23 protein-coding genes and 4 pseudogenes are annotated in these 22,012 nt (G+C 25.7%); 11 read left to right on the top strand and 16 right to left on the bottom strand.

Annotation, left to right across the window (positions count from 1 at the left end):
* Positions 1-78 precede the first annotated feature (78 nt).
* The 5 genes and pseudogenes from CP523_RS13925 to CP523_RS13905 all read right to left on the bottom strand — a co-directional run bounded on the left by CP523_RS13925 (position 79) and on the right by CP523_RS13905 (position 5,301).
* Entirely contained in the window at positions 79-867 is a 789-nt protein-coding gene (locus CP523_RS13925) for an ABC transporter permease (RefSeq protein WP_066679306.1), read from the bottom strand.
* Positions 860-1,627, bottom strand: coding sequence for an ABC transporter ATP-binding protein (locus tag CP523_RS13920; RefSeq protein ID WP_066679305.1), 768 nt, complete (start codon positions 1,625-1,627; stop codon positions 860-862). The genes CP523_RS13925 and CP523_RS13920 overlap by 8 nt, the downstream gene beginning before the upstream one ends.
* Positions 1,628-1,720: 93 nt before the next feature.
* Positions 1,721-2,518, bottom strand: a pseudogene (locus CP523_RS13915) (ABC transporter substrate-binding protein); the annotation flags it as partial.
* 66 nt (positions 2,519-2,584) lie between these two features.
* The gene (locus CP523_RS13910) at positions 2,585-4,195 is read right to left on the bottom strand and encodes an SIR2 family NAD-dependent protein deacylase (RefSeq protein WP_120140966.1); all 1,611 of its coding nucleotides are present in this window, start codon (positions 4,193-4,195) and stop codon (positions 2,585-2,587) included.
* Between the two features lie 434 nt (positions 4,196-4,629).
* Positions 4,630-5,301, bottom strand: a complete 672-nt coding sequence (locus tag CP523_RS13905) for a manganese catalase family protein (RefSeq protein ID WP_120140965.1) — start codon at positions 5,299-5,301, stop codon at positions 4,630-4,632.
* A gap of 185 nt (positions 5,302-5,486) precedes the next feature.
* On the opposite strand from CP523_RS13905, the gene CP523_RS13900 reads away from it, so the two are divergent.
* Positions 5,487-5,672 (top strand): hypothetical protein, encoded by a 186-nt coding sequence (locus CP523_RS13900; protein WP_120140391.1) that lies wholly within the window; start codon positions 5,487-5,489, stop codon positions 5,670-5,672.
* Between the two features lie 12 nt (positions 5,673-5,684).
* A complete protein-coding gene (locus tag CP523_RS13895) occupies positions 5,685-5,936 on the top strand; it encodes a spore coat protein (RefSeq protein WP_120140964.1) in 252 nt (83 codons plus the stop codon).
* A gap of 126 nt (positions 5,937-6,062) precedes the next feature.
* Here CP523_RS13895 and CP523_RS16060 read toward each other — a convergent pair whose 3' ends face one another.
* Complete coding sequence (locus CP523_RS16060; protein WP_162925997.1) at positions 6,063-6,221, bottom strand: hypothetical protein; 159 nt, start codon at positions 6,219-6,221, stop codon at positions 6,063-6,065.
* A 123-nt stretch (positions 6,222-6,344) separates the two neighbouring features.
* Here CP523_RS16060 and CP523_RS13890 point away from each other — a divergent pair.
* Both CP523_RS13890 and CP523_RS13885 read left to right on the top strand, forming a co-directional pair.
* Positions 6,345-7,363 (top strand): annotated as a pseudogene (locus CP523_RS13890) (IS6 family transposase).
* Positions 7,364-7,883: 520 nt separating this feature from the next.
* The gene (locus CP523_RS13885; protein WP_120141069.1) at positions 7,884-9,512 is read left to right on the top strand and encodes an IS1182 family transposase; all 1,629 of its coding nucleotides are present in this window, start codon (positions 7,884-7,886) and stop codon (positions 9,510-9,512) included.
* 472 nt (positions 9,513-9,984) lie between these two features.
* On the opposite strand, the gene CP523_RS13880 is transcribed toward CP523_RS13885, so the two are convergent.
* The 7 genes and pseudogenes from CP523_RS13880 to CP523_RS16055 all read right to left on the bottom strand — a co-directional run bounded on the left by CP523_RS13880 (position 9,985) and on the right by CP523_RS16055 (position 13,539).
* Entirely contained in the window at positions 9,985-10,962 is a 978-nt protein-coding gene (locus CP523_RS13880; protein WP_083089517.1) for an N-acetylmuramoyl-L-alanine amidase, read from the bottom strand.
* Positions 10,963-11,318: 356 nt separating this feature from the next.
* A pseudogene (locus CP523_RS13875) lies at positions 11,319-11,549 on the bottom strand (BhlA/UviB family holin-like peptide).
* Positions 11,550-11,722: 173 nt separating this feature from the next.
* Positions 11,723-12,058, bottom strand: a pseudogene (locus CP523_RS13870) (hypothetical protein); the annotation flags it as partial.
* A gap of 178 nt (positions 12,059-12,236) precedes the next feature.
* Positions 12,237-12,371: a hypothetical protein gene (locus tag CP523_RS16540; protein WP_265586009.1), complete on the bottom strand. Its 135-nt coding sequence runs from the start codon at positions 12,369-12,371 to the stop codon at positions 12,237-12,239.
* A 203-nt stretch (positions 12,372-12,574) separates the two neighbouring features.
* Positions 12,575-12,751: a hypothetical protein gene (locus CP523_RS16245; protein WP_176712687.1), complete on the bottom strand. Its 177-nt coding sequence runs from the start codon at positions 12,749-12,751 to the stop codon at positions 12,575-12,577.
* 358 nt (positions 12,752-13,109) lie between these two features.
* Positions 13,110-13,301, bottom strand: a complete 192-nt coding sequence (locus CP523_RS13860; RefSeq protein ID WP_066677127.1) for a hypothetical protein — start codon at positions 13,299-13,301, stop codon at positions 13,110-13,112.
* Positions 13,302-13,365: 64 nt separating this feature from the next.
* The gene (locus CP523_RS16055) at positions 13,366-13,539 is read right to left on the bottom strand and encodes a hypothetical protein (protein ID WP_162925996.1); all 174 of its coding nucleotides are present in this window, start codon (positions 13,537-13,539) and stop codon (positions 13,366-13,368) included.
* Between the two features lie 235 nt (positions 13,540-13,774).
* Between CP523_RS16055 and CP523_RS13855 the strand changes: the two genes are divergently transcribed.
* The 7 genes from CP523_RS13855 (at position 13,775) to CP523_RS13825 (ending at position 19,560) form a co-directional block, all read left to right on the top strand.
* Entirely contained in the window at positions 13,775-14,149 is a 375-nt protein-coding gene (locus CP523_RS13855; protein ID WP_066677129.1) for a helix-turn-helix domain-containing protein, read from the top strand.
* Between the two features lie 116 nt (positions 14,150-14,265).
* Entirely contained in the window at positions 14,266-15,180 is a 915-nt protein-coding gene (locus tag CP523_RS16240) for a DUF4236 domain-containing protein (RefSeq protein ID WP_066677131.1), read from the top strand.
* Positions 15,181-15,208: 28 nt separating this feature from the next.
* The gene (locus CP523_RS13845; RefSeq protein ID WP_066677133.1) at positions 15,209-16,129 is read left to right on the top strand and encodes an exonuclease domain-containing protein; all 921 of its coding nucleotides are present in this window, start codon (positions 15,209-15,211) and stop codon (positions 16,127-16,129) included.
* A 9-nt stretch (positions 16,130-16,138) separates the two neighbouring features.
* On the top strand, positions 16,139-16,588 hold the full coding sequence (locus tag CP523_RS13840) for a hypothetical protein (RefSeq protein ID WP_066677134.1): 450 nt from the start codon (positions 16,139-16,141) through the stop codon (positions 16,586-16,588).
* Complete coding sequence (locus tag CP523_RS13835; protein WP_066677136.1) at positions 16,585-17,205, top strand: hypothetical protein; 621 nt, start codon at positions 16,585-16,587, stop codon at positions 17,203-17,205. The genes CP523_RS13840 and CP523_RS13835 overlap by 4 nt, the downstream gene beginning before the upstream one ends.
* Before the next feature lie 308 nt (positions 17,206-17,513).
* Positions 17,514-17,771, top strand: a complete 258-nt coding sequence (locus CP523_RS16645) for an ImmA/IrrE family metallo-endopeptidase (RefSeq protein WP_120141068.1) — start codon at positions 17,514-17,516, stop codon at positions 17,769-17,771.
* Positions 17,772-17,964: 193 nt separating this feature from the next.
* On the top strand, positions 17,965-19,560 hold the full coding sequence (locus CP523_RS13825; protein ID WP_227909517.1) for a recombinase family protein: 1,596 nt from the start codon (positions 17,965-17,967) through the stop codon (positions 19,558-19,560).
* A gap of 367 nt (positions 19,561-19,927) precedes the next feature.
* Here CP523_RS13825 and CP523_RS16430 read toward each other — a convergent pair whose 3' ends face one another.
* From CP523_RS16430 to CP523_RS13810, 3 genes are all read right to left on the bottom strand, one after another.
* Entirely contained in the window at positions 19,928-20,389 is a 462-nt protein-coding gene (locus CP523_RS16430) for a hypothetical protein (protein ID WP_227909518.1), read from the bottom strand.
* A 124-nt stretch (positions 20,390-20,513) separates the two neighbouring features.
* A complete protein-coding gene (locus tag CP523_RS13815; protein WP_066677140.1) occupies positions 20,514-20,771 on the bottom strand; it encodes a substrate-binding domain-containing protein in 258 nt (85 codons plus the stop codon).
* Positions 20,772-20,955: 184 nt separating this feature from the next.
* Positions 20,956-21,909: an acyltransferase family protein gene (locus CP523_RS13810; RefSeq protein ID WP_066677142.1), complete on the bottom strand. Its 954-nt coding sequence runs from the start codon at positions 21,907-21,909 to the stop codon at positions 20,956-20,958.
* Positions 21,910-22,012 lie beyond the last annotated feature (103 nt).

The following is a 22,012-nucleotide window of genomic DNA, read 5'->3' as shown; positions in this document are numbered from 1 at the left end:
TTATTGTACCAAATATCTTATTATTTTACAACAAAATTAACATCCCTAGTAAAAAAACTAGGGATGTTAATTGCATTTTTAATTTTTACTTATTAATTTATTTTCTATTACAGCAACAATTTTATACATTAAAAATGCTATTACTGAAAGTATTACTATACTCATCATAACCATATCTAATTGGGAAATTTGTCCTCCATAAACAATTAAAAATCCAAGCCCTTCTCTTGCAACTAAAAATTCCCCCATTATTACACCAACCCAAGATAGTCCAACATTTATTTTCAAAGCTGAAATTAGAACTGGAAGGTTTGATGGAAAAATTAATCTTCTTAATGTCTGTATCTTAGTTGCACCTAATGTTTTCATAAGAGTAAGTTTCCCTTTATCAACTTCATTAAATCCAGTTAAAACACTAATTATAGTAGTTACAATTGATATAAGCAACGCAATAACTATAATAGCTGTAGTTCCATTTCCTACCCAAAATATAACTATCGGTGCTAATGCAACCTTTGGTAAAGCATTTAATACTACTAAATATGGATCTAAAACCTTAGAAGTGAAAGGACACGCCCATAAAACAACCGCAATAATTGCTCCTAATACTGTACCTAATGTAAAACCTAAAATAGTTTCATAACATGTAACCCAAATATGCCTAGGTAATATTCCATCATTAACAAAGGATATAAATGACCTAACTATTCTACTAGGACTTGAAGTTAAGAATGGATCTATCCATTTTAAATTTGCAGCAACCTCCCAAAGTACTATAAATATAACTAGTATAGCCATTCTAACTACAGCAAGCTTTATCTTATCCCTTTTTACATTCTTTAAATATTTTTCATGTTCCTTACTCATTATACTTATCCAACCCCTTCCATAACAAATTAAAATACTCATTAAATTCTGGTTCTTTTCTTCTTTGGAATGGAGTTGCCTCTTTATTTGCAAATTCAATTTTTACATCTATTTTTACTTTAGAAGGTCTTTTAGTTAACATAATTATTCTATCTGAAGTTGCTATAGCTTCACCTAAGTCATGAGTTACCATAATTGCTGTTTTTTCTTCTCTTTTTATTATATCAGTTACTTCATCACATACCTTTAACCTAGTTTGATAATCTAATGCTGAAAAAGGCTCGTCTAACAATAATACTTCTGGGCTTAAAGCTAAAGTTCTTATTAATGCAACTCTTTGTCTCATCCCTCCTGATAATTCGTTTGGTTTATGATTTTTAAATTTTGTCAAATCATAATTTTCAAGTAATTTATCTACTCTATCAATACTTTCTTTAGTTAATATTTTTTTTATTTTCAATCCAAGTAATACATTATCCCAAACGGTTAACCATTCAAATAAATAATCTTTTTGGAACATATATCCCATTTTATCTAATCTATTTTTAACATCTTTATCATTATAAATAACTTCTCCACCTGATGGCTTTAAAAGTCCACTTATAATATTTAATAATGTTGATTTTCCACATCCAGAAGGACCTATAATACTTACAAATTCACCTTTTGGCACTGAAAAATCTACACCTTTAATAGCTTCTGTTTCACCTTTTAAAGACTGATAAGTTAATTTAATATTTGATACTTTTATTAAATCCAATATATACACCACCTTTCTATTTATGTATTTTAGAAAGGAGCTTTTTAATTTAGCTCTAAATATACAAGTATTTAGAGCTAAAAGTTACTGTTGCTAATTATCTTTAATAGCTTCTTCAGCAAATTTATTATTAACTATTTTTTCAAAGTCAGGTCTTGATGGTAAAAGCGTTTTGTCATAACTTTCGATTATATCCATTAACCTATTAAGATCTTCTTCTTCAATCTTTGGTTCACTAGCTAAAGCATCTATCTTTCTGTAGTTTTTAACAACATTTACTATTATATCTTTATCTGTTCCTGGAAAGAAAGAAATAATAGATTTAGCTACCTCTTCATCACTATGTGTTTTTACCCATTGTTGTCCTTTATAGATAGCCTTTGTAAATTTTTCAATTATTTCTGGATTTTCATCCATATATGATTTAGTAGAAAAAAAACAAGTATACGGTAAATCTCCTGCTGACTCACCAATTGAAGCAACTATCTTACCACTACCTTCTTTTTCAAGCATAGATGCAGTAGGTTCAAATAAAGTTACATAATCACCAGTTCCTGCTTTAAATGCTCCTGCAGTTGCCGTAAAATCTAAATTAGTAACTAAATTAACATCAGTTTTAGGATCCAATCTATTTTTTCTTAGTACATACTCAAATGCCATTTGTGGCATTCCACCAGGTCTTCCCCCAATCATCTTAACATTTTTTAGTTTTTCCCAATCAAAATTAGGTTCATCTTTTCTTCCAACTAAAAATGAACCATCCCTTTGAGTTAACTGAGCAAATAAAACTGGATAATCTTCTCTTCCTTGATTATTAATGTAAATAACTTGTTCTGGTCCACAAAATCCTATATCAGCATTTTTACTTAATACTTGTTGCATAGTCTTATCATCAACCTATTCTTTTACACAAATAAAAATAGACATCAAAACTTCCTGTTATGACATCTATTTTTATTAAATTCTAGAAGAATATTTCATATAATCATACATTGCTGCTAATTTTTTTATTTGAGTACTATAGTATTTCATAAATTCATCATCTATAATTCTTTCTTTTAAATATGCTCTTAGGTCCTCTACTTCTATATTCCCCTTAGTTACACTATAAATTATGTAGGATAATTGTTTTGGTATGTGTTCACCATAATCTCGCTCAATATCTTTAATACACTTATATGTTTTTCGTTCTTTAGTATAAATTATTTCATTACTAGTAAGTATAATATCATCCATTGATTTAATAAATTTCCAATCTTCTGGTAAATCTTCGACATTAATATTTAGTTTATTTATATATTTATATACTGGTAAATATGTTTTCCCAGCAGAACTCCTTATATTTTTAAAAGTTCTTGTAATTAACTTCTTATTTATTAACCTTGGTTTATTATCTAATATAATATCTTCAATAATATCTGTAATACTGTAATAATTAAATCCTACATTAGAAACAATATCTAGTTTACCAAAAAACATTCCTAATTTTTCTTTTGTTATATCAGTTTTAATAATATTACCTATAATAACATTATTATCATTATCTGTTGTAGTAATAAAATTATTAATCATATTTTGCATTTCTTTAATTAGCTTTACAGAACCTGGTCTTTTAATATTAGATAATGATTGTAAAAATAAATAAAAATCATTTATTATAATCTGTTTTAAAGTAATTTCTTTATCTTCAAATTTAAATTTCTTATTCTCAATTTTACTTTTTTCTTTTGAATCAATTTTTATAAATATAAAATTATTTTTAACTTTTTCTATTTTATTTATATCTAAAAACTTAAAAATCTCTTTAAGAATACATTTTATATTTAAATCTTCAAATTCATATCCTATAAATATTATTGGATGTTCTATAAATATATTAAGAAATTTTGCTGATAGGTATTTAAATTGGCTCTTAAAATTATCATAATCATTTTCTGTTATTACTATTGAATTTGGATATTCAACACTTCCATATATTTTAAAAATATTAAATATATTATTTACATTTGATATTAAAATATCATCTTGTCCACTTATTACATTAAAATCTTTAAACAATTGTTCAAGTATATTATCATAATTAGTAGTAATTATTCCTGCTATTTTATTATTATTTCTTTTTATGTACGATATTTCTTTACATTCATTTTTATAACTAAGAATATGAAAGTTTTTAATTTGCTCTGCCATATAAAATTTAAATGGATCATAACCATTATCTAAAATTTCATGTAATTCATCTTTTGTAAACACTACTTCCTTAAAATTATTATTGTTATAAAAATTATCGTTAAAATTCTGCTGAATTCTAGTTGCTAATTTCTGATTTAAATAATATTGATTTTGATTGTTATTTAAGTTCTTAACATTATTTTCAACTTCTTTAATGTATTTTTCATAACCATCCTCATCATAATTATTTATACGTAACCATATATTTTTCAATAAACTACTTTCTAAAGGGACATCAGAATATCTCATAGATAATCCTGGACCTATAAATAAATATGGTAATTTATTAAAATTAGATACAAGTTTTTCTAATTTTTTCTCTACATTTTGATTCATAGTTTACCATTCCTTTTTATAATAACTACATAATAATATTATTTGCATATAAAAATATATAACTATCTAAAATTTTATCAAAATATAATAAAATTTTTATCTATAATATAACACTAAAAATATATTATTTAACTTAGATTTTATAATAATATCACTAATACTTCAATAATGTTAAACTAGTAATAAATATTTATTATGTAATTTCTAAAACTTATAAAAAACTTTCTTAATTTACTACAGTTTCTATAAACTATAGTAAATATTCTAAATTGAATAAAAATAAACTTTTAGGTAATACTACTATATATAATATTTTATTAAATTTTTAATAAAATATGTCTCTTTATTACTCTTATTATTATTAAAAAAACTATTAAAAACCTAGTAAGCTATTAAATATTATGCTTGCTAGGTTTTTTGCTTAAACCCTAAATTTATCTTGAAGGATTTTCAAATGACGGAGGGGTTGGATTAGGATTTTTATGATCTACACCTGGTGATGATAAATCAAAATAAAGTTTTGAATCTTCTGTAACTCCAAAATCCTTATTTGAACCTGTATTTTGTACTTTATTTAATGCTTCTCTAAATAAAGCATTATGTGCCTCTTCTCTGTTTAGTAAGAAATCTATAGTTTCTTTTACATATTTATCATCAATTTGTCTATATAAGTATTCATATACTACTTTTGCTCTTTGTTCTGATGCTATGTTAGAAAGCAAATCTGCTACTAAATCTCCTGTAACAGTTACATAATCTGCTGTCCATGGAGCACCTGATGAATTTATTAATACTGGAGATAATCCACATTGTACATGTGTTTGAATCTCTCCACTAGTAACTTTACAATTGTCTACATCATGACCATTTAATAAATTTATTGTTTGTGCAACCATTTCCATATGACTTAGCTCTTCCGCTGCAATATCTAAAAATAAGTCTTTTATTTCTTTATCCTTTATTCTAAAACTTTGTGCCATATATTGCATTGCTGCTTTTAATTCCCCATTTCCTCCACCAAGTTGCTCTTGCATTAAAACTGCATATTGAGGATTTGGTTTTTCAACCATTACATCTCTTAATAATTGTTTTTCATGTTTAAACATACAATTACCTCCATAATTTTTAAATTTTCTATTTTATATTTTCCTCAAATAGTTTTAGTTATTCATATTAACAATAAAATAATTTATTTTAATAAATTGTTAATTTAGACTTTTTATTATCTATGCATATTATTTATTAACAATAAACATAATAATATCGAAATACACTATAAGGAGTGATTAAAATGTCAAATTTAACACAATTAGAATTGCAAAATTTAAGACATCTAATAGGAGCTCATGGTACAATTGCAAATAAATTAGATGATTTTGCAAAACAATGTACAGATCCTGCAATATGTAATATGCTTCAACAAGATGCTAATGCAGCAAGAACTAGTAAAGATAAGTTAATTACATTCTTAAAATAGGAGGATTTAAAAATGAAAGAAAAAGATATAATGAACGATTACCTAAGTATGATTAATAGTAGCTTAACAGGATATGCTAGCATAATAGCTCAAACCGATAATCAAGAATTACGTCAAACTATACAGCAAATGAGAAATGAAGATGAAATTCGCCAATGTAAAGTATATCAAACAGCAAAAGAAAAAGGATATTATAAACCTGCACAACCAGCTAATCAAAATGATATAAATACTGTTAAATCTGAAGTAACAAGTGCTCAATAAAATAAAAAAAATAAAAGAAGAGTAAAATTCTAATATATTTTATTAATAATAATTATAAAAAGCAGAATAAAAATATTCTGCTTTTTAACTATTCTATTTATTCTGAATTTTAATTATGTAATATTTTTATTTTTTTATATTTAATTTTTCTTTGAAGATTAATATATTATTTTTTAAAATGAATGTTTTATATTTAATTAAGCTCCTCTCAATATTTTTTGCTTCTAAACTCATGTCTTCTAACTCATTTTCTTTAAAATATAAGGCATCTAATTTCTTATTCATACATACCTCCAATAATTAATTATCGATCTGTTAAGTTATATGAACATTGCTCTTCTCAACCCAAGGAAATACAATAGGTTTGCAAAACTAAATAATACCCCCTTCGAAAAGGAGAGAAGAACAATGAGCAAAACTAATATAAAATGCCCACGCTGTAATTCTGATAAAATATATAAGTTTGGTATGAATAAGCAGGCTAAACAAAAGTATCAATGTAAGCAGTGTAAGCGTCAATTCGTCCTAGTCGACGGTGACGGACGTCCTAAACTAAATAATCCTAAATGTCCTAGATGCGGTAAGGGAACTTACTTACATCATGCATATAAACATTACAATCGCTATAAGTGCAATAACAAGAAGTGTAATCACATAATAGTAAAACATCACACCACCAATATTGATACAGCTTCTAGTGAATTAGTTAGTGGTTCCCTTTCAATGAAAGGAATGCGTTTTCCGCTACATGTAATACTAACTGCATTAACACTATATTTTTTAAATAATTCATCAACAAGAGCCATTTCTCAATTCTTGATGATTAACGCTGGTATTAAGGTATCCCATGTTACTATAGCAAGTTGGACTAATAAATTTGCACCTTTCTTTAAACAGAAAGCTGATAAATTTAAAGCTAGTTTAAACTTACAATCTGACGATTGGCACGCTGATGAAACAGTAATATTTATTAATGGTGAAAGATACTACCTTTGGTTAGCTATTGATTCAGAAACTAGATTTATTTTAGCATTTCATTTAACTAAATCTAGAAGTTCTGATTCAGCATACACATTGGTAAATGAAGCTAAAAAATTTGGTGAACCAGCTAATTTTATAACTGATAGATTACCTTCATATAATGAAGCCGTGGCTACGCTATTGCCCAATACAACTCATATTCCTGTAGCTCCAATGTCTAGTGATACAAATAATAATTTAATTGAATCATTTAATAAAACATTTAAAGCCTGGTATAAAAGCAAGAAAGGATTCAACTCTTTTCAGAAAGCTAATAACCTTATATATTTATCTTTCACTATAACTTTATTAGACCACATGGATCATTAAATAACTGTACTCCAGCAGAAGTTGCCGGCTTCGCCAGCGATATCTTTGCTAAAAACTCTTGGTTTTCAGCATCTTAATTAAATTTAATACCTTTGATTAACCTGCAAAAAATCAATGCTATTGTAGGCTTATTTGCCATACAATAAAACATTCAAACTTATATAATTTTCAAAGAGCAAGTAATTCTATGAAAAATCAAGCTATTTTTTCATATCAACTTAACAGATTCTTAATTATAAACTCTATTTAATTTTATAATGATTGTGTTATATTCTCAATAGTATTGCTAAATCTATTAAAAGTATTTTAATATCTTAAATAAAAATATAATTTAAATTCAATAAAATATTAACTTCTTAATTTAAACTAAATTTCTATAATATGAATAAAAATATAAATTTAGTTAATACTACTAACTGTAAATATTTTTTATTTTCTCATTAGTTAAACTCTCAAATAAGTCATTGTTATAATGCATATTTACAAAATATCTTTTAAAGGGGCTGTCGCACTAAATAATAGTGCACAGCTCCTTTTTGATGCAAAAAAAATAAATCCCAAACTCAATAGTTTAGGATTTATGATAAAATGTTTTTTATGCAACTAAAAAATATTTTACAACAAAATTATACTGTAAATCGAAAGTTTTATCAATTAAAACTTCCTTTTGATATAGATTGCATAATTCCAGAAAATGATTCGGTGAGATTACTAAGTCAGTTTGTAGAGGAGATGGATTTAACTGACCTATATTCTACTTATTCTAAAATAAGAGAAAATCAAGTATCGCCAACGAACATGTTAAAGATTGTGCTTTATGGATATATGAATGGTTTCTATTCTTCACGAGATATAGAAACAGCATGTCTTAAAGATATAAATTTTATGTTTTTACTCGAAGGGGCATCCGCTCCGGATCACTCAACATTTGCAAGATTTAGAAGTTTACATTTTGCTCCATGTGCTGAAAAGATATTGGCTGAAATGTCTAATTTTCTTTATGAGATTGGAGAAATATCAGGCAGATTAATATTTATTGATGGTACTAAAATAGAAGCTTATGCAAATAAATATACATTCGTTTGGAAAAAAGCTGTGACAAAAAACATGGCTAAATTATTAACAAAAATAGCCGACCTTGTAAAAGAATGCGAAGAACTTTATGGTATTAAATTGATTTATAAAAATAAAGTTCAAATGAGGCACGTAAAAAAGCTAAAGAAAAGGCTTTATGAATTAAAGAAAATTGAAACTATTGAATTCGTTCACGGATGTGGTAAAAGAAAATCACCACTTCAAAAATCTATAGAGAAGCTTGAAGAGTATCTTTCAAAATTCAAAGAATATAACCAAAAAGTATACACCTGCGGAGAAAGAAATAGTTATTCAAAAACAGATAATGACGCTACTTTTATGAGAATGAAAGAAAATGCTATAAAAAATGGTCAACTTAAACCTGCTTATAATGTACAACACGGTGTTGATGCAGAATATATTTCGTGGCTTACTGTGGGACCACAGCCAACAGATATTACTACATTAATACCCTTTTTAAAAAGTATGGAATGGCATCTAAATTTTAAATATTCAAAAATAGTTGCTGATGCTGGCTATGAAAGTGAAGAGAATTACTCATTTATTGAGGATAATAATCAAATAGCATTTATTAAACCTTCTAATTATGAAATATCAAAAACAAGAAAGTATAAGAATGATATTGGCAGAATAGAAAATATGGATTATGACGCTGAGAATGATTTATTTATTTGCCAGAATGGTAAGACTCTAAAATTCAATGGTATAAAGTTCAAGAAATCTAAAACAGGATATGAAAGTGAAAAAACAATTTATTCATGTGAGGACTGTAGTAATTGTAGCTTTAAGAGTAAATGTATTAAAGGAAATAATTCTAAAATTCCATTGGGGGAAAGAACTAAGAAATTTGAAACTTCAAAAAAGTTTAATCGTCAAAGAAAAGAAGATTTAGAAAGAATTATTACTGATGAAGGCATCTTACTTAGAATAAATAGAAGTATTCAAGCAGAAGGCTCTTTTGCACAAGTAAAACATGATATGAATTTCAGAAGATTTATGTGTCGTGGTCAAAAGAATGTTTTAGCAGAAAGCATCCTAATTGCTATGGCTCATAATGTTAATAAATTACATAACAAAATACAATCTAACCGAACTGGTAAGCATTTATTTGAGCTAAAAGAAGCTTCATAGTTAAATTTTTCAAGTCTTTTTTATTAGCTTTATTAAAGTGTGTCTATTTTTAAATAGAGTTTATTTATATTATAAAATGTGTAATAAATTTTATAAAAATATAGAAAAGGAGCTATCGCTAGCGGATTTTTTTACCCGCTATGCGACAGCCCCTTTTTTATGTATAAAGTCGTTTAATAGATGATATACTATTACTGTATCTTACGTTCTTTTACGGAATATATTAATTTATTTTCTTTTTCAACCATATAAATAATTTACCCTTTGTATTATTTAAAATCCTAGTAAACTATTTATTTACTAGGATTTTTCTGTTCATAAATTTATTATGCAAATAACATTAAAAATTAATTTCTATAATATTTAACTTGTAATATGAATAAAAATATAAATTTGGTTAATAATACTAATATAATTATTTTAATTATATTAGAAAAGCTAGTAAGTGGTGCAGTGTTTACTAGCTTTTTTACTACTCTACTATATTTTTAATCTTTGACATCTTTTCTTTTAATTCTTTGTTTTCTTTTCTTAGTATTTCATTATCTTTTTTTAAAACTTTATTATCATTCGATATACTTTTAGATGCTGTAAAAGTTTTTGTAACTTCTATAATTTTATTATTATCTGTAGCTCTTACTGTACATTTATGCTGACCTTTTTCTAACTCCGTAAATTCTAATGTTTTTTCATATCCTGAGAAATGGTTATTATACTGCGGATATGCTTTATAAACATCTTCCCTCTTTTGACCTGTTTCTACTGTTCCATAACTAACATTATCTATCAATATTTCTAGTTTTGTATGATTTAAAGCCCAACCTCTAACTTTTAACTTATTACTATCTATGGTAATGTGATTTGGTTCATCTAATGCTACTCTCATACCAATAGCTAATTGTACTGGTTGTTCAATATTTTTACCAGTAATACCTAATACTATAGCTTCCGCTATTTTATTTTGGCCTAATTTTCTATATAAAGCAACATCTTCTGTAGCTTCTACAAAACATACTTCTACTATAATGCTAGGCATTTTAGTTGCTTTTAACTCATACAAGTCTTTCTTTTCTTTTACTCCCCTATTTTTAAATCCTAAGTTCCCTATAGAATTAACTATTTTTTGGGCATATTCCTCATCATTATAATTATCATTTTTACTATATACCCATGTTTCGGTACCTATTTTACCATTATAACTATCGTAAGCTTTATTAAAATGAATAGAAATAAATATGTCAGCATTCCAATCATTTGCCTTGCTAACTCCATAAACTAAGTCACTATCACTATCCATATCTGGTGGCGTTACATCTAATACCTCGTGTCCTAAACCTCTCAGTCCTTCAATAACAAAATCTTTTACTTTCCTATCCTCTACAGTTTCATCTATTAGAACACTTGCTCCTTTTGCTAAAAAGTTATGTCCACCTCTTACAGCTATTTTCATTTTACATCACCTTTCCTTTTAATTTATTATATTAACTTAATATTATTATTGTTCTTAATTACTATTTTTCTTGTTAATTTCTACAATATAAAAAGCAGGATTACTCCTGCTCTGTAAACTAAATTTTTAACTTTTTATAGTAATTTACTCTTGATCTTTTTTAGCTGACTTTACTGTTCCTTTTACAGTTGATTGTCCAAAATAAAATGATACAATCATTATCTCAACAGTTGTAAATTGTTCTGTACTTACAACCTCTCTAGCACTTAAAATACAAAATACTGTTATAACTAATAACGCTCTAATTTTTTTACTTCTACGAGACTCGTTACCTTATTTACGAATTTATTCATGTATTATTCCACCTTATCTAATTTAATCTTTATTTCTGTAACATCTTCCTTCATATTTTCTACTACATCAAATTTTTCTGCTAACTCTGAAATAACGTCTTGATTCTTGTTAATTATCCCTTAAATCCTTTCCTCTCTTGTTTTACTTTCTCTTCTAGTATCTATAAGAAGCCATACAAATAGTAAAGCCCATGTTCCTTGGATTATTATAATTTTTATTAACTCATTTTCCATTTCACACCTACTTTTATATAAAATAAAAGGAACCTACAATTGTAAGTTCTAATTGACATATATCTTGTCCATAACTTATTATCTTTTTATAGTAGTTAACTAAATACTAGGTGGATTATTATTAACACATACTGCTATATCCTACTTCCACCTAGTATTTTTTTATCTTTAAGTTAAACAACTCCCTTGTCTTTTAGATTTTCTATTTCCCTTTCTAAAGCTTCTATCTTATTAATTGCAACTTTCAATGCATTCTCAACTACTCCTATTCTACTTCCTACGTCATAACAAAGATATCCATCAGGATCATATCCTATTAAATATTGTCCTATTTTTGTATTTTGTATATCGTGTGCTATAAATCCTATCTTTGCTCTCCCTTGTATATTGCTTCCTTTTTGTGGATTGATATAAAAGGTTGTAGGCTTTAACTCATCTTTAATAAAGTTATACATATCTGTGGATGTTAACATAATTTCATCATTTAAATATGTTATATTATGTTTTAATCTTAAATCAGAGTTTACTTCATTGGCTCTATAAACGTTATATCAATTGCACTTTAAATCTGTAAATAACTCAATCTCTTGACCATATCTACCATCTGTTCGCTCTCTTATCCATAATGCTACTTTATTTGTATTTCCCCAAGTGGTGTTATTATAAAATAGATAGATATATAATAGATCAATTATTTGTTACGGATTTATTTCCGATAGTATTTTCACTAATTAAAAACTTATATTTTTCTCCTACTGCAAAGTAAGAAAATGTACCATTATTTCTTATAGTTCTATGTTTAAGAACCCCTATATTAGCCATTTTCTTTAACTTTCTATATAGGCTATCTTTTTTCTTTAACTTTAATATTGGAATCTCATTTATAACTGCTTCATATTTTATCCAATATTTTTCTGCTAATACTCTAAGTTCAGCATCTCTTTTTTCTAATCTAGTAAAAAATCCTACTATCCTATCTAAATCATCATATTCACTTTCATCTATAATTTCATCCTCAACTATTTTTAATAAAGTTGTTTGAATCCCTTACTTTTTGCAAGATCATTAGATGTTAAAACTGCAAATCTATAAAGATTATAAATATTTTCTTGCTCTATAGGTTGAATTATTTTTCTTCCTATAGGACATTCATTACAGCAATAATTATTTAAAATCTCTGGAGCATTATACACATCCGCCATAATAACCACCTTGTCCACTGGAACAACCTTACAAAGCTCAAGTTCATATTGTGTTAATGAGTCTTTACTAACACCTAATACCTAACTTGCACTTTGTCTACTTGCAAAACTTGAATTAAACTTAGCTGCTGTAAGTCTTGCTTTACAATAAATATTTTATGCTGCCTTAGTAACTTTTTTAGCTATTTTTATACTTCCTTTCATTCTTTAACATTAATACAGTTATGTAATATTATAATTTATCTAGTATCCATTTATTGTCTCATGTCTAAATGAGATAATAAATGGATACTAGTATTAAATAATTATCATACTCACCTTTAGCAGAGCACCCAAGCTCTGTTCTTTTCTTATATGTTTAATTTTTAGATTTAACCTTTTTCATAACTTCTGTTCCCCAATTAGTGCCAAATTGCCTTTCTAGCCCTTCTATCATGGACTTGTAAAAAACATTACTTAGTGTTTGGAACTCCTCTTCTGTATCTGGATAATTCAAGCATATAGCTGTTAAATCACATTTATCACTTTTAAACTCTTTAATACAAGCCATATTCTCACTCCTAAAACTTATTTATATTACAGTATATTTCTAAGGATTTTTAATGTTACTATTCTTAACAGCTAACTATCTCTCCATTTTCTTCTCTAAAATATAGCCAAAATATTTCTTCACTTTTAATATTTTCAATCCAAACCTTTAAATTACCATTTTCATTTAGCTTACTTTTTGTAACTCTTAATTCTGTTCCTTTAAAAACTTCTTCAACCCTTTCTAATAAATATTTCATATAAAATACTTCCTTTCATTTAACTAGACTTTATATATAATTTAAATTATTCACTTTACACTTATTTAATTTATATTCCTTCCTTATTTCTTTTAATTTAATTTTTTCATTTTAACCTCATTTATTATTATTTCAAATCATATTATTAATAGTTCTTATGTATTTTTATTCCTTTTGGTCATATTTATAGATTTAAAATCATATTCGTTATAATATTTATATAGGAGGTGGATTTATGACAACTTTTGCAGATAGACTTAAAGAAGAAAGAACTAAAAAAAATTTAACTCAATCTGAATTAGCAACTATATTATATTTAGGTCAAACTTCTGTATCTAAGTACGAGAATGGAAAACAAATTCCCGAAACACCTACCCTTCAAAAAATAGCAGATTTTTTCGAGGTTTCAGTCGATTATCTCCTTGGAAAAACAAATATAAGAAATTACGAAGAAATTACAACAGAAGATAAAATAAATAAACTTGTTGAAGAAAGTGGTATTAATACTATTGCTGCTCACTTCAAAGGAGAAAAATTTACTGAAGATGATCTTGAAGATATTGAGAACTTCATTAATTTTGTTTTAGCTAAAAAAAAGAAGAAAAAATAAGGTGTTCTTCACGAACACTATTATTTTTTGTTTTTATATGTAACTATTTTACATAATATAATATATATTCATATTGTGTAATTTATATATATTTTTTTATTTAGGAGGTATAATTTATGGGATTTAGAAAATCTAAAAGTTTTGGCCCTTTTAGGGTTAATGTATCAAAATCAGGTATAGGATGGAGTGTAGGTACCAAAGGTATTCGATTTACTAAGAGAGCTGATGAAAAAAAACAAACTACTTTAAGTATTCCTGGAACTGGTTTAAGTTATGTCGATGTTAGTGGAAATAAGAAAAATTCTTCAACTAATTCAAAAACTGATGAAATTAATTTTTCTAATAATAACAATGATAATAAACCTAAGATTCCTTTTCATAAGAAATCATGGTTTATTTGGTTAATGTTAATATTTCTTCCACCAGTAGGTATAGTTTTATTATGGACTTCAAAAAAATATAATAAAAAACCTAGAGTTGCTCTTTCTATAATATTTGCTCTTTATGCAATGATTTTATTTATACCACATTCTAATACTGCTACTCAAAATAATTTAGTAGCTCAAGAAACAAAAAATAAACAAGAGAAAATCGATAAGGAAACAACTGAAAAAGAAAGAGTTCATAAAGAAGAGGCTGAAAAGAAAAAAGTTGCTCAAGAAAAAGCAGAAAAAGAAAAAGCAGAAAAAGAAAAAATTGCTGCTGAAGAGGCCGAAAAGAAAAAAGTTGCTGAGGAGAAGGCTGCCGCTGAAGAAGCCGAAAAACAAAGAATTGCTCAAGAAAAAGCAGCTGCTGAAGAGGCTGAAAATCAAAGAGCTTATGAAGAACAATCTGGCGCTGCTCAAACACAAACATCAACAGCAGTACCACAAACTAATCAAGGCGTAGGACAAACTGTATACATAGCTTCATCAGGTAAAGGAAAGAAATATCATTCAAATCCTAACTGTAGCAAAATGAATGGTGCAACACCAATGTCTAAAGATGATGCATTAAATCTAGGATATACACCATGTAAAAAGTGTCGTTAATATTTTGTTTAAAAGGAGAAATGTTTTTATGAGATATTTTGTAATTGACTTTGAAACTGCTAATTCCAAGAGAACTAGTTCATGTGCTTTAGGTATTGTAGAAGTTATTAGCGGAAAAATAATTAATTCATGGGATTATCTTATTAATCCTGAAGAAAAGTTTGATAATTTTAATATTTATATACATGGAATAACTGAAGATATGGTTAAAGATAAGCCAACGTTTCCTGAACTTTGGCCTAAAATTAAAGAAATATTAGAAAATAATATTATTATAGCTCATAATGCATCTTTTGATATAAGTGTATTACGCCATACGCTAGATAAATATAATTTAGAATATCCTTCTTTTAAATATTCATGTACTAGAATTCTTTCTAAGAAGACATGGCCAAGTCTAATTAATTATAAATTAGATACACTAGCGAATATGTTAAATATTCAATTTATACATCATAAAGCTTGTGAGGATGCTATAGCTACAGCCAAAATCTTTGAAAGAATATTATTAGTAAATTCAATTAATGAGTTTGATGATTTACATGAAACTTTAAAAATCAAACCTGGTTTAGTATATCCTAATTCATATACTCCTTGTGAAGTTAAACATTCTTCTTATTCGATAAGACAATATATAAAACCTAAGGATATACTTCCTGAAAATGAAAATTTCGATACTAATCATGTTTTATATAATAAAGGAATTTCTTTTACAGGAGCACTAACTTCTATGTCAAGAAAAGATGCTGCTCAATGTGCAGTTAATAAGGGTGCATTTTTTTGCAATACTGTTACTAAAAAAACTAACTATCTAGTTATTGGAATTCAAGATTATACTAGATTTTCAGATGGTGAAAAAAGCTCTAAACTAAAAAAAGCTGAAGATTTAATAAAGTTAGGACAAGATTTGGAAATTATAGATGAAAATGAATTTCTAAATTTAATATAGGAGGATTTTATGTTATTGCAAGAACGTATAGAAGAATTAAATAGTGGAATATTGAAAATTAAAAATGATAAGGTTCATATAATTGGGTTTTTATCACAAGAGCGATTAGAAGATTATTATTATAGAAATATGCAATGTTTTTTCTCTAATGGTATCTATGATTATGAAGACTTAGACTTTTCTAGAATAAAAGATAATTCTTTATTTCTAGTTTTAAAGGATGATAAGTTAATCAATAAGTATCTTTATAAACTTTTACTAAAAAACACTTTTAAATATAAAACTAAAGATAATAAAATTGTCACTAAAACTTTTAAAATAAGAAAATCTGAATATTCGGAGCAATATAATCTAGTTATAGATAAGAAAAATTTATCATTTAGTACTATTGATTCTATTCAATCTTATTTAAAAAATAATTATACTTATAACCTAAATATTGAGGAGTTAAATAAATGATTGATATAAATGAATTTGATGAAATTATAAAATTTAAAAGTAACAAAGAAAAAATTTCAAAATTAAAACAATGGTCTATTTTGACTGAATCTGCAAAAGATATAAAAAAATTAATATATAGGGGTACCTATACTGATACTTCTATTGAATGTGATGTTATAGGATATATAGAAAAGTTTACAAATAATAAATGCATTGATATAGTCTATGATACTGCAATAATAAAAATAGGCGAAAATATCCTTAAAATATCTCCAATGTATTTAAAAGATATGCAAGAAAGTGATATAAAAATAAATGACTTACAATTTAATTATAAAATGTTAAAAAAATATGATAGTACCTATTTAGAATGTTATTTCAATAATAACTCTGATTATAATATAATCGCTATTACTCTTGATATTCATCTTTCTAATTCTAATCAAACAATTACTTTAAATAATAGTAAAATAACTTATAAAAAGAGTGTTTCCTCTACATTTTCAACACCTATTCCTTCAATAGAGAATATTAATACAATTACAGTACTGCAATGTACAATAAAATACAAATCTGGAAATGTTGTTTGTAACACAATATATAATTCTAAATCTAAAAGATATACTATATATTAAAAGATCTATATGAAAATTATAGTATATTAATTATTTTAATATACTATAATACATGGTACCAACTAAGAATATTTAATCTTAGTCGGTACTTTTTTATACATAATTATATCTTTTGCTTTTCATTAATAAGATAATTTTAGAACGTATGTTTTCAAAAAACATAGTTTTATGTTATTGTTATCCTATATTAACTATATAAGGAAATAAATATGACTTATGAAGAACTTTTAACTGAAGCATTAGAGAATGACATTGATATAGTTGAATTTTCTTTAAAGGGGTAAGGAAAAGGCTATTATTGTGATAATATCATTATTATTGATAGCAATATTCATACAAATACAGAAAAGAAATGTATTTTAGCTGAAGAATTAGGTCATCACTTCAAAAATTATAGTAATATAATAAAAAAATCTACTAATTCTTTAAAACAAGAAAAATTAGCACGACGATGGGGACATAATAAATTAATTAGTGTTTTTAGCTTACTAGATGCCTTTAATAGTTGTATTACAAGTATGTTTGAATTAGCTAGATATCTTGATATAACTGAGGAATTTTTATAAGAGTGTATAGAAACAATGAAAGCTAAATATGGTACTCATTTAGAACTTGATAATTATATTATTTATTTTGAACCTTATTTTGGTGTACTCCGAATCAATTAAGGTGTTCGTTACGAACCCTTATTCTTTATTCTAAATCAATTTATTATTTCAAAATAATATATTAAAGTGATTCATAGTATATACAAAAGAGGTGATTAAAATTAGAGCAGCAATATATGTAAGAAAATCAAGATTATCAGAAAAAGGTGAATCTATTAATAATCAAATAGATCTATGTAAAAAATATTTTTCTAATCTTCAATTAGATATTTATATTGAATTTTCAGTTTATCAAGATGAAGGTTTTAGTGGTGGAAATACTAATAGACCAGAATTTCAAAAATTAATTAGAGACATAAAGAAAAAAAGATTTAACTATCTTATTTGCTATAAGCTTGATAGAATTTCTAGAAATGTAGCTGATTTCACTTCTACTCTTAAAATTTTAGAGGAAAATAACGTAAACTTTATATCAATAACAGAACAATTTGATACCACTTCAGTTATGGGTAGAGCCATGATTAATATTTCTGCTACATTTGCTCAAATGGAAAGGGAAACTATCGCTGAAAGAATAAGAGATAATATGCTAGAGTTATCTAAAACGGGTAGATGGCTTGGTGGTACTTGCCCTCTTGGTTTTAAATCTACTTCTGTTAATTATGAAAGTAATGGCCATAAAAAGAAAATGTACAAACTTCAAGTAGTTGATAATGAAATGAATATAGTTAAACTTATATTTAATCTATATATTAAGAAAAAAAGCTGTAGTCCTATTGCTAGATATCTTTGTAGCAATGGAATAAAAGGAAAAAATGGTGGTGACTTTAGTAGAAATACTGTCCTTCAAATATTAACTAATCCTGTTTATTGTACTGCTGATAAAAAAGCTTTAGATTATTTTAAAAATTTAGGTGCTACTATTGAAGGTAATCCCAATTCTAATTGCGGTATTATGGCTTATAACAAACGTAAAAATGGTAAGAAGGATAATCCTATAAATGAATGGATAATATCAACAGGAGCCCATATAGGCGTTATACCATCAACTCAATGGATACAATGTCAAAATATATTAGATGATATTAGGAAAAAGCCTAACAATCGAACTGGAACTGGAAGTAAATTTTTATTATCAGGATTATTAAGATGTACACATTGTAACTCTTCTATGTGTTCTTGGAGCAGAAATAATCCAAATGGAAAATATGAAAGATACTATAGATGTGAATTAAAAAATAGAGCTTCTAATAGATGTATATGTAAAATGCTAAATGCAGATAAAGCTGAAAGTTTTATTATTGATTTATTAAAAAATCTTGATGTAAAAACTATAGAAAACTATAAAAATAATTCTACTATTGAAAATGCTTCAAGCATAGAACGAAAAAAAACAATGCTAAATAAAACATTAAATGAAAATAATAAGATTATTTCAGGCCTTATAAAAAAATTAGCATTATTAGATGATATGGACATATTAAACACTATTCAAAATGAGATTAAAAACTTAAAAACAGAAAATGAAACTATAGAAAAAAATATAAATGATTTAAGTATAAAATCATTTGTTGTTGAAGATGAAAAAGAAAATAAAAAAGCATTGATAGAAAACTTAAACTTGTTTAAAAAGACTATTGATTTTATAGATGATATTGAAGTTAAAAGAAGCATGATAAAAAATTTAGTTGAATACTTTACTTATAACTCCCAAACAAAACAAATTAAATTTAAGTTAAGGCTGTGATTTGAATAGAACAATATCTATTATGATTATTTAATAGCTATTGTTCTATTCTATATTTATATGTTTTCTAAACAATTTAATATCCAATAACTTCAGTTAATACTTGTTCTATAATATCACTTGGAATTTCACTTATTTCCAATAGATATATTTTATTTAATCTTGGATTGAATATTCCTAATTTTTTAATTGACTTAAACTCTTCATGTATTGAGTGAATGCCTAATAAATAGTAGATTAATAATTGAAGAGTATGTGCACTAGTTGGTCCTTTATTAGATACTTTAAAATCCCATAAAGTATCTTCTGTTAAAAAATCTCCATCCCCAACTGTTACAAATTTACTATATCCTCCTTCAAAAGTAAATCAATCTTTAGTTATTGGCCCATATTTATTTGTAAAGTTTATACTTCTATTAACCATAACTTTTATATTAGAAATAGTATTTATATCTGGATTTATATCCTTAACAGGTTTATAAAATTGTTCTCCTGCCCTATAACAAACATCATAGCCAGCTAATTTACATGCATTTGATATTGATTTATCATCTATTCTCGAAATATCATTTAATAAATTATAAGCATTATTTACATCATTAATTATAGAAGCTCCTAATAATGAAATTTTAAATGCATTCTCTTTTGGCGTCCCTATTATATGTCTAGTCATATAATCTACAGTTAAGCCAACAATTGAACTATGAATATTCTCATTGCTATCTAGCTCAATCCCATCATCTAAATCAATAATGCTGAATTCTTTTGGTTTTATATACCCTCCTCTAGGTTGTTTAACCTGCTTTATTCTTTGTGTTACAGATGCCATTATTTAAGTACTCCCCATATTTTTTATTAACCAAGTAAATTATAACATATATCCAAAAAATATTATTAATTTTAAAAAAAATCCCCTTTATTTAGATATAATTATACTAAATAATGTTCATTCTCTAAATATATTGTGTATAAGAATGTGTTGTATCTGCCCCTTGACCTGTTGTTAAATCAATTTCTAACCTTTCATCTTCAAAAAAACCTTCATTTATTGCAACATACATAGGTGCATAAAAAACAGATCTTACTACTTCATTTAATTTAACTTTTGTAGTTGTATCTGCTTTGTCTTTCTTATTACATCCAAAAATACTCATTCCAATTAAGCCAACTAGTGCAGTTACAGTTGCTAGTTTAATTAATTTACTTTTCACAAATTCCTCCAATCACTTTTTTGAAGTAAAATTTCTATTATGTTTTATAATATGAATTTATGTATTAATTTGTTAAAATTTTAAATTTTTTATTACAAAAAAAGAAGAAGATATTAAATAAAAAATAATATCTTCTATAATCCGTATAAAATTTATTTCTTATTTACATAGCTCTTTTCTATTTTCATGATACTTTTCTTTTTATTAATCTTACATTTACTATAATTAAAGTAAATATTATAACTGTTAAAATCACTATTATTGTAGATATTACAATAGAAAATAGAGAATTATACTTAATTATATCAAAATCTAATAACAACTGAACTATTCCTGAATGTGATATATACATTATCAATGAATTTTCACCTAGTATTGTTATGTTAGTAATTTTAATTGGAATAACAGTCAATATAAATCCACCTATTATAATTGAAGATATATAATGAAATACTCTTATAAACATAGGAAACCATGGTTTTTCAAAATACCAAGTATAATTTGTATATTCAAATAGCAATTCTATTGGTGTTTCATCACTTAATTTAATTAATGATATTAGAACAACTATAGTTAATATTACAAACTTACTTTTATGTTTTTTTAATTTTTCAATGTAATCTTCTTTAAAAGTTCTCCCTATTATAAAAAACGGAAGAAAAAATACTGTTCTTGAAACACTTGCTATAGTTCCTATACTACCATCTAATCCTATTATTAAAGATAAACAAACTGATCCCATTAGCCACTTTTTATAATCTAATATATAATCAGATATTATATACCAAAATATCATAGATAATAAATACCATAATGTCCACTGTGGCATTAATAGTTCTAATCTAACACTACTTTTTTTTAATATTAAAAAGTTAAAAAAAGTATAAAAAATTTGTGCAGACAAATATAACTTAGTTGTATCTATAACTCTCTCCTTAGTAGATCTTTTACTTATCTTAGAAAAATATCCTGATACAAAAGCAAACATTGGCATATGAAATATATATAATAATAAAATAAATGTATGTACATTTACAGAAGTAGGATTTGCAAGTTCTAAAGAATTTCCTATAATTACACATATTATTAAGAAACCTTTTAGGTTATCAAAATAATATTTTCTTACTGTTTTTCCCATTTTAGTGCTCCTAAAAAAAAATTACAAATTAAATTATACAGGAAAAGGTTAACATGTTTCAATAAGCATTTACTGCCATTTACTAATAAATAAAATAGTGCTA

The organism is Clostridium septicum (assembly GCF_003606265.1).
Classification (GTDB): domain Bacteria; phylum Bacillota; class Clostridia; order Clostridiales; family Clostridiaceae; genus Clostridium; species Clostridium septicum.
Note: the sequence above shows the minus strand (reverse complement) of the source record. Positions and strands in the feature narration are given on the sequence as shown.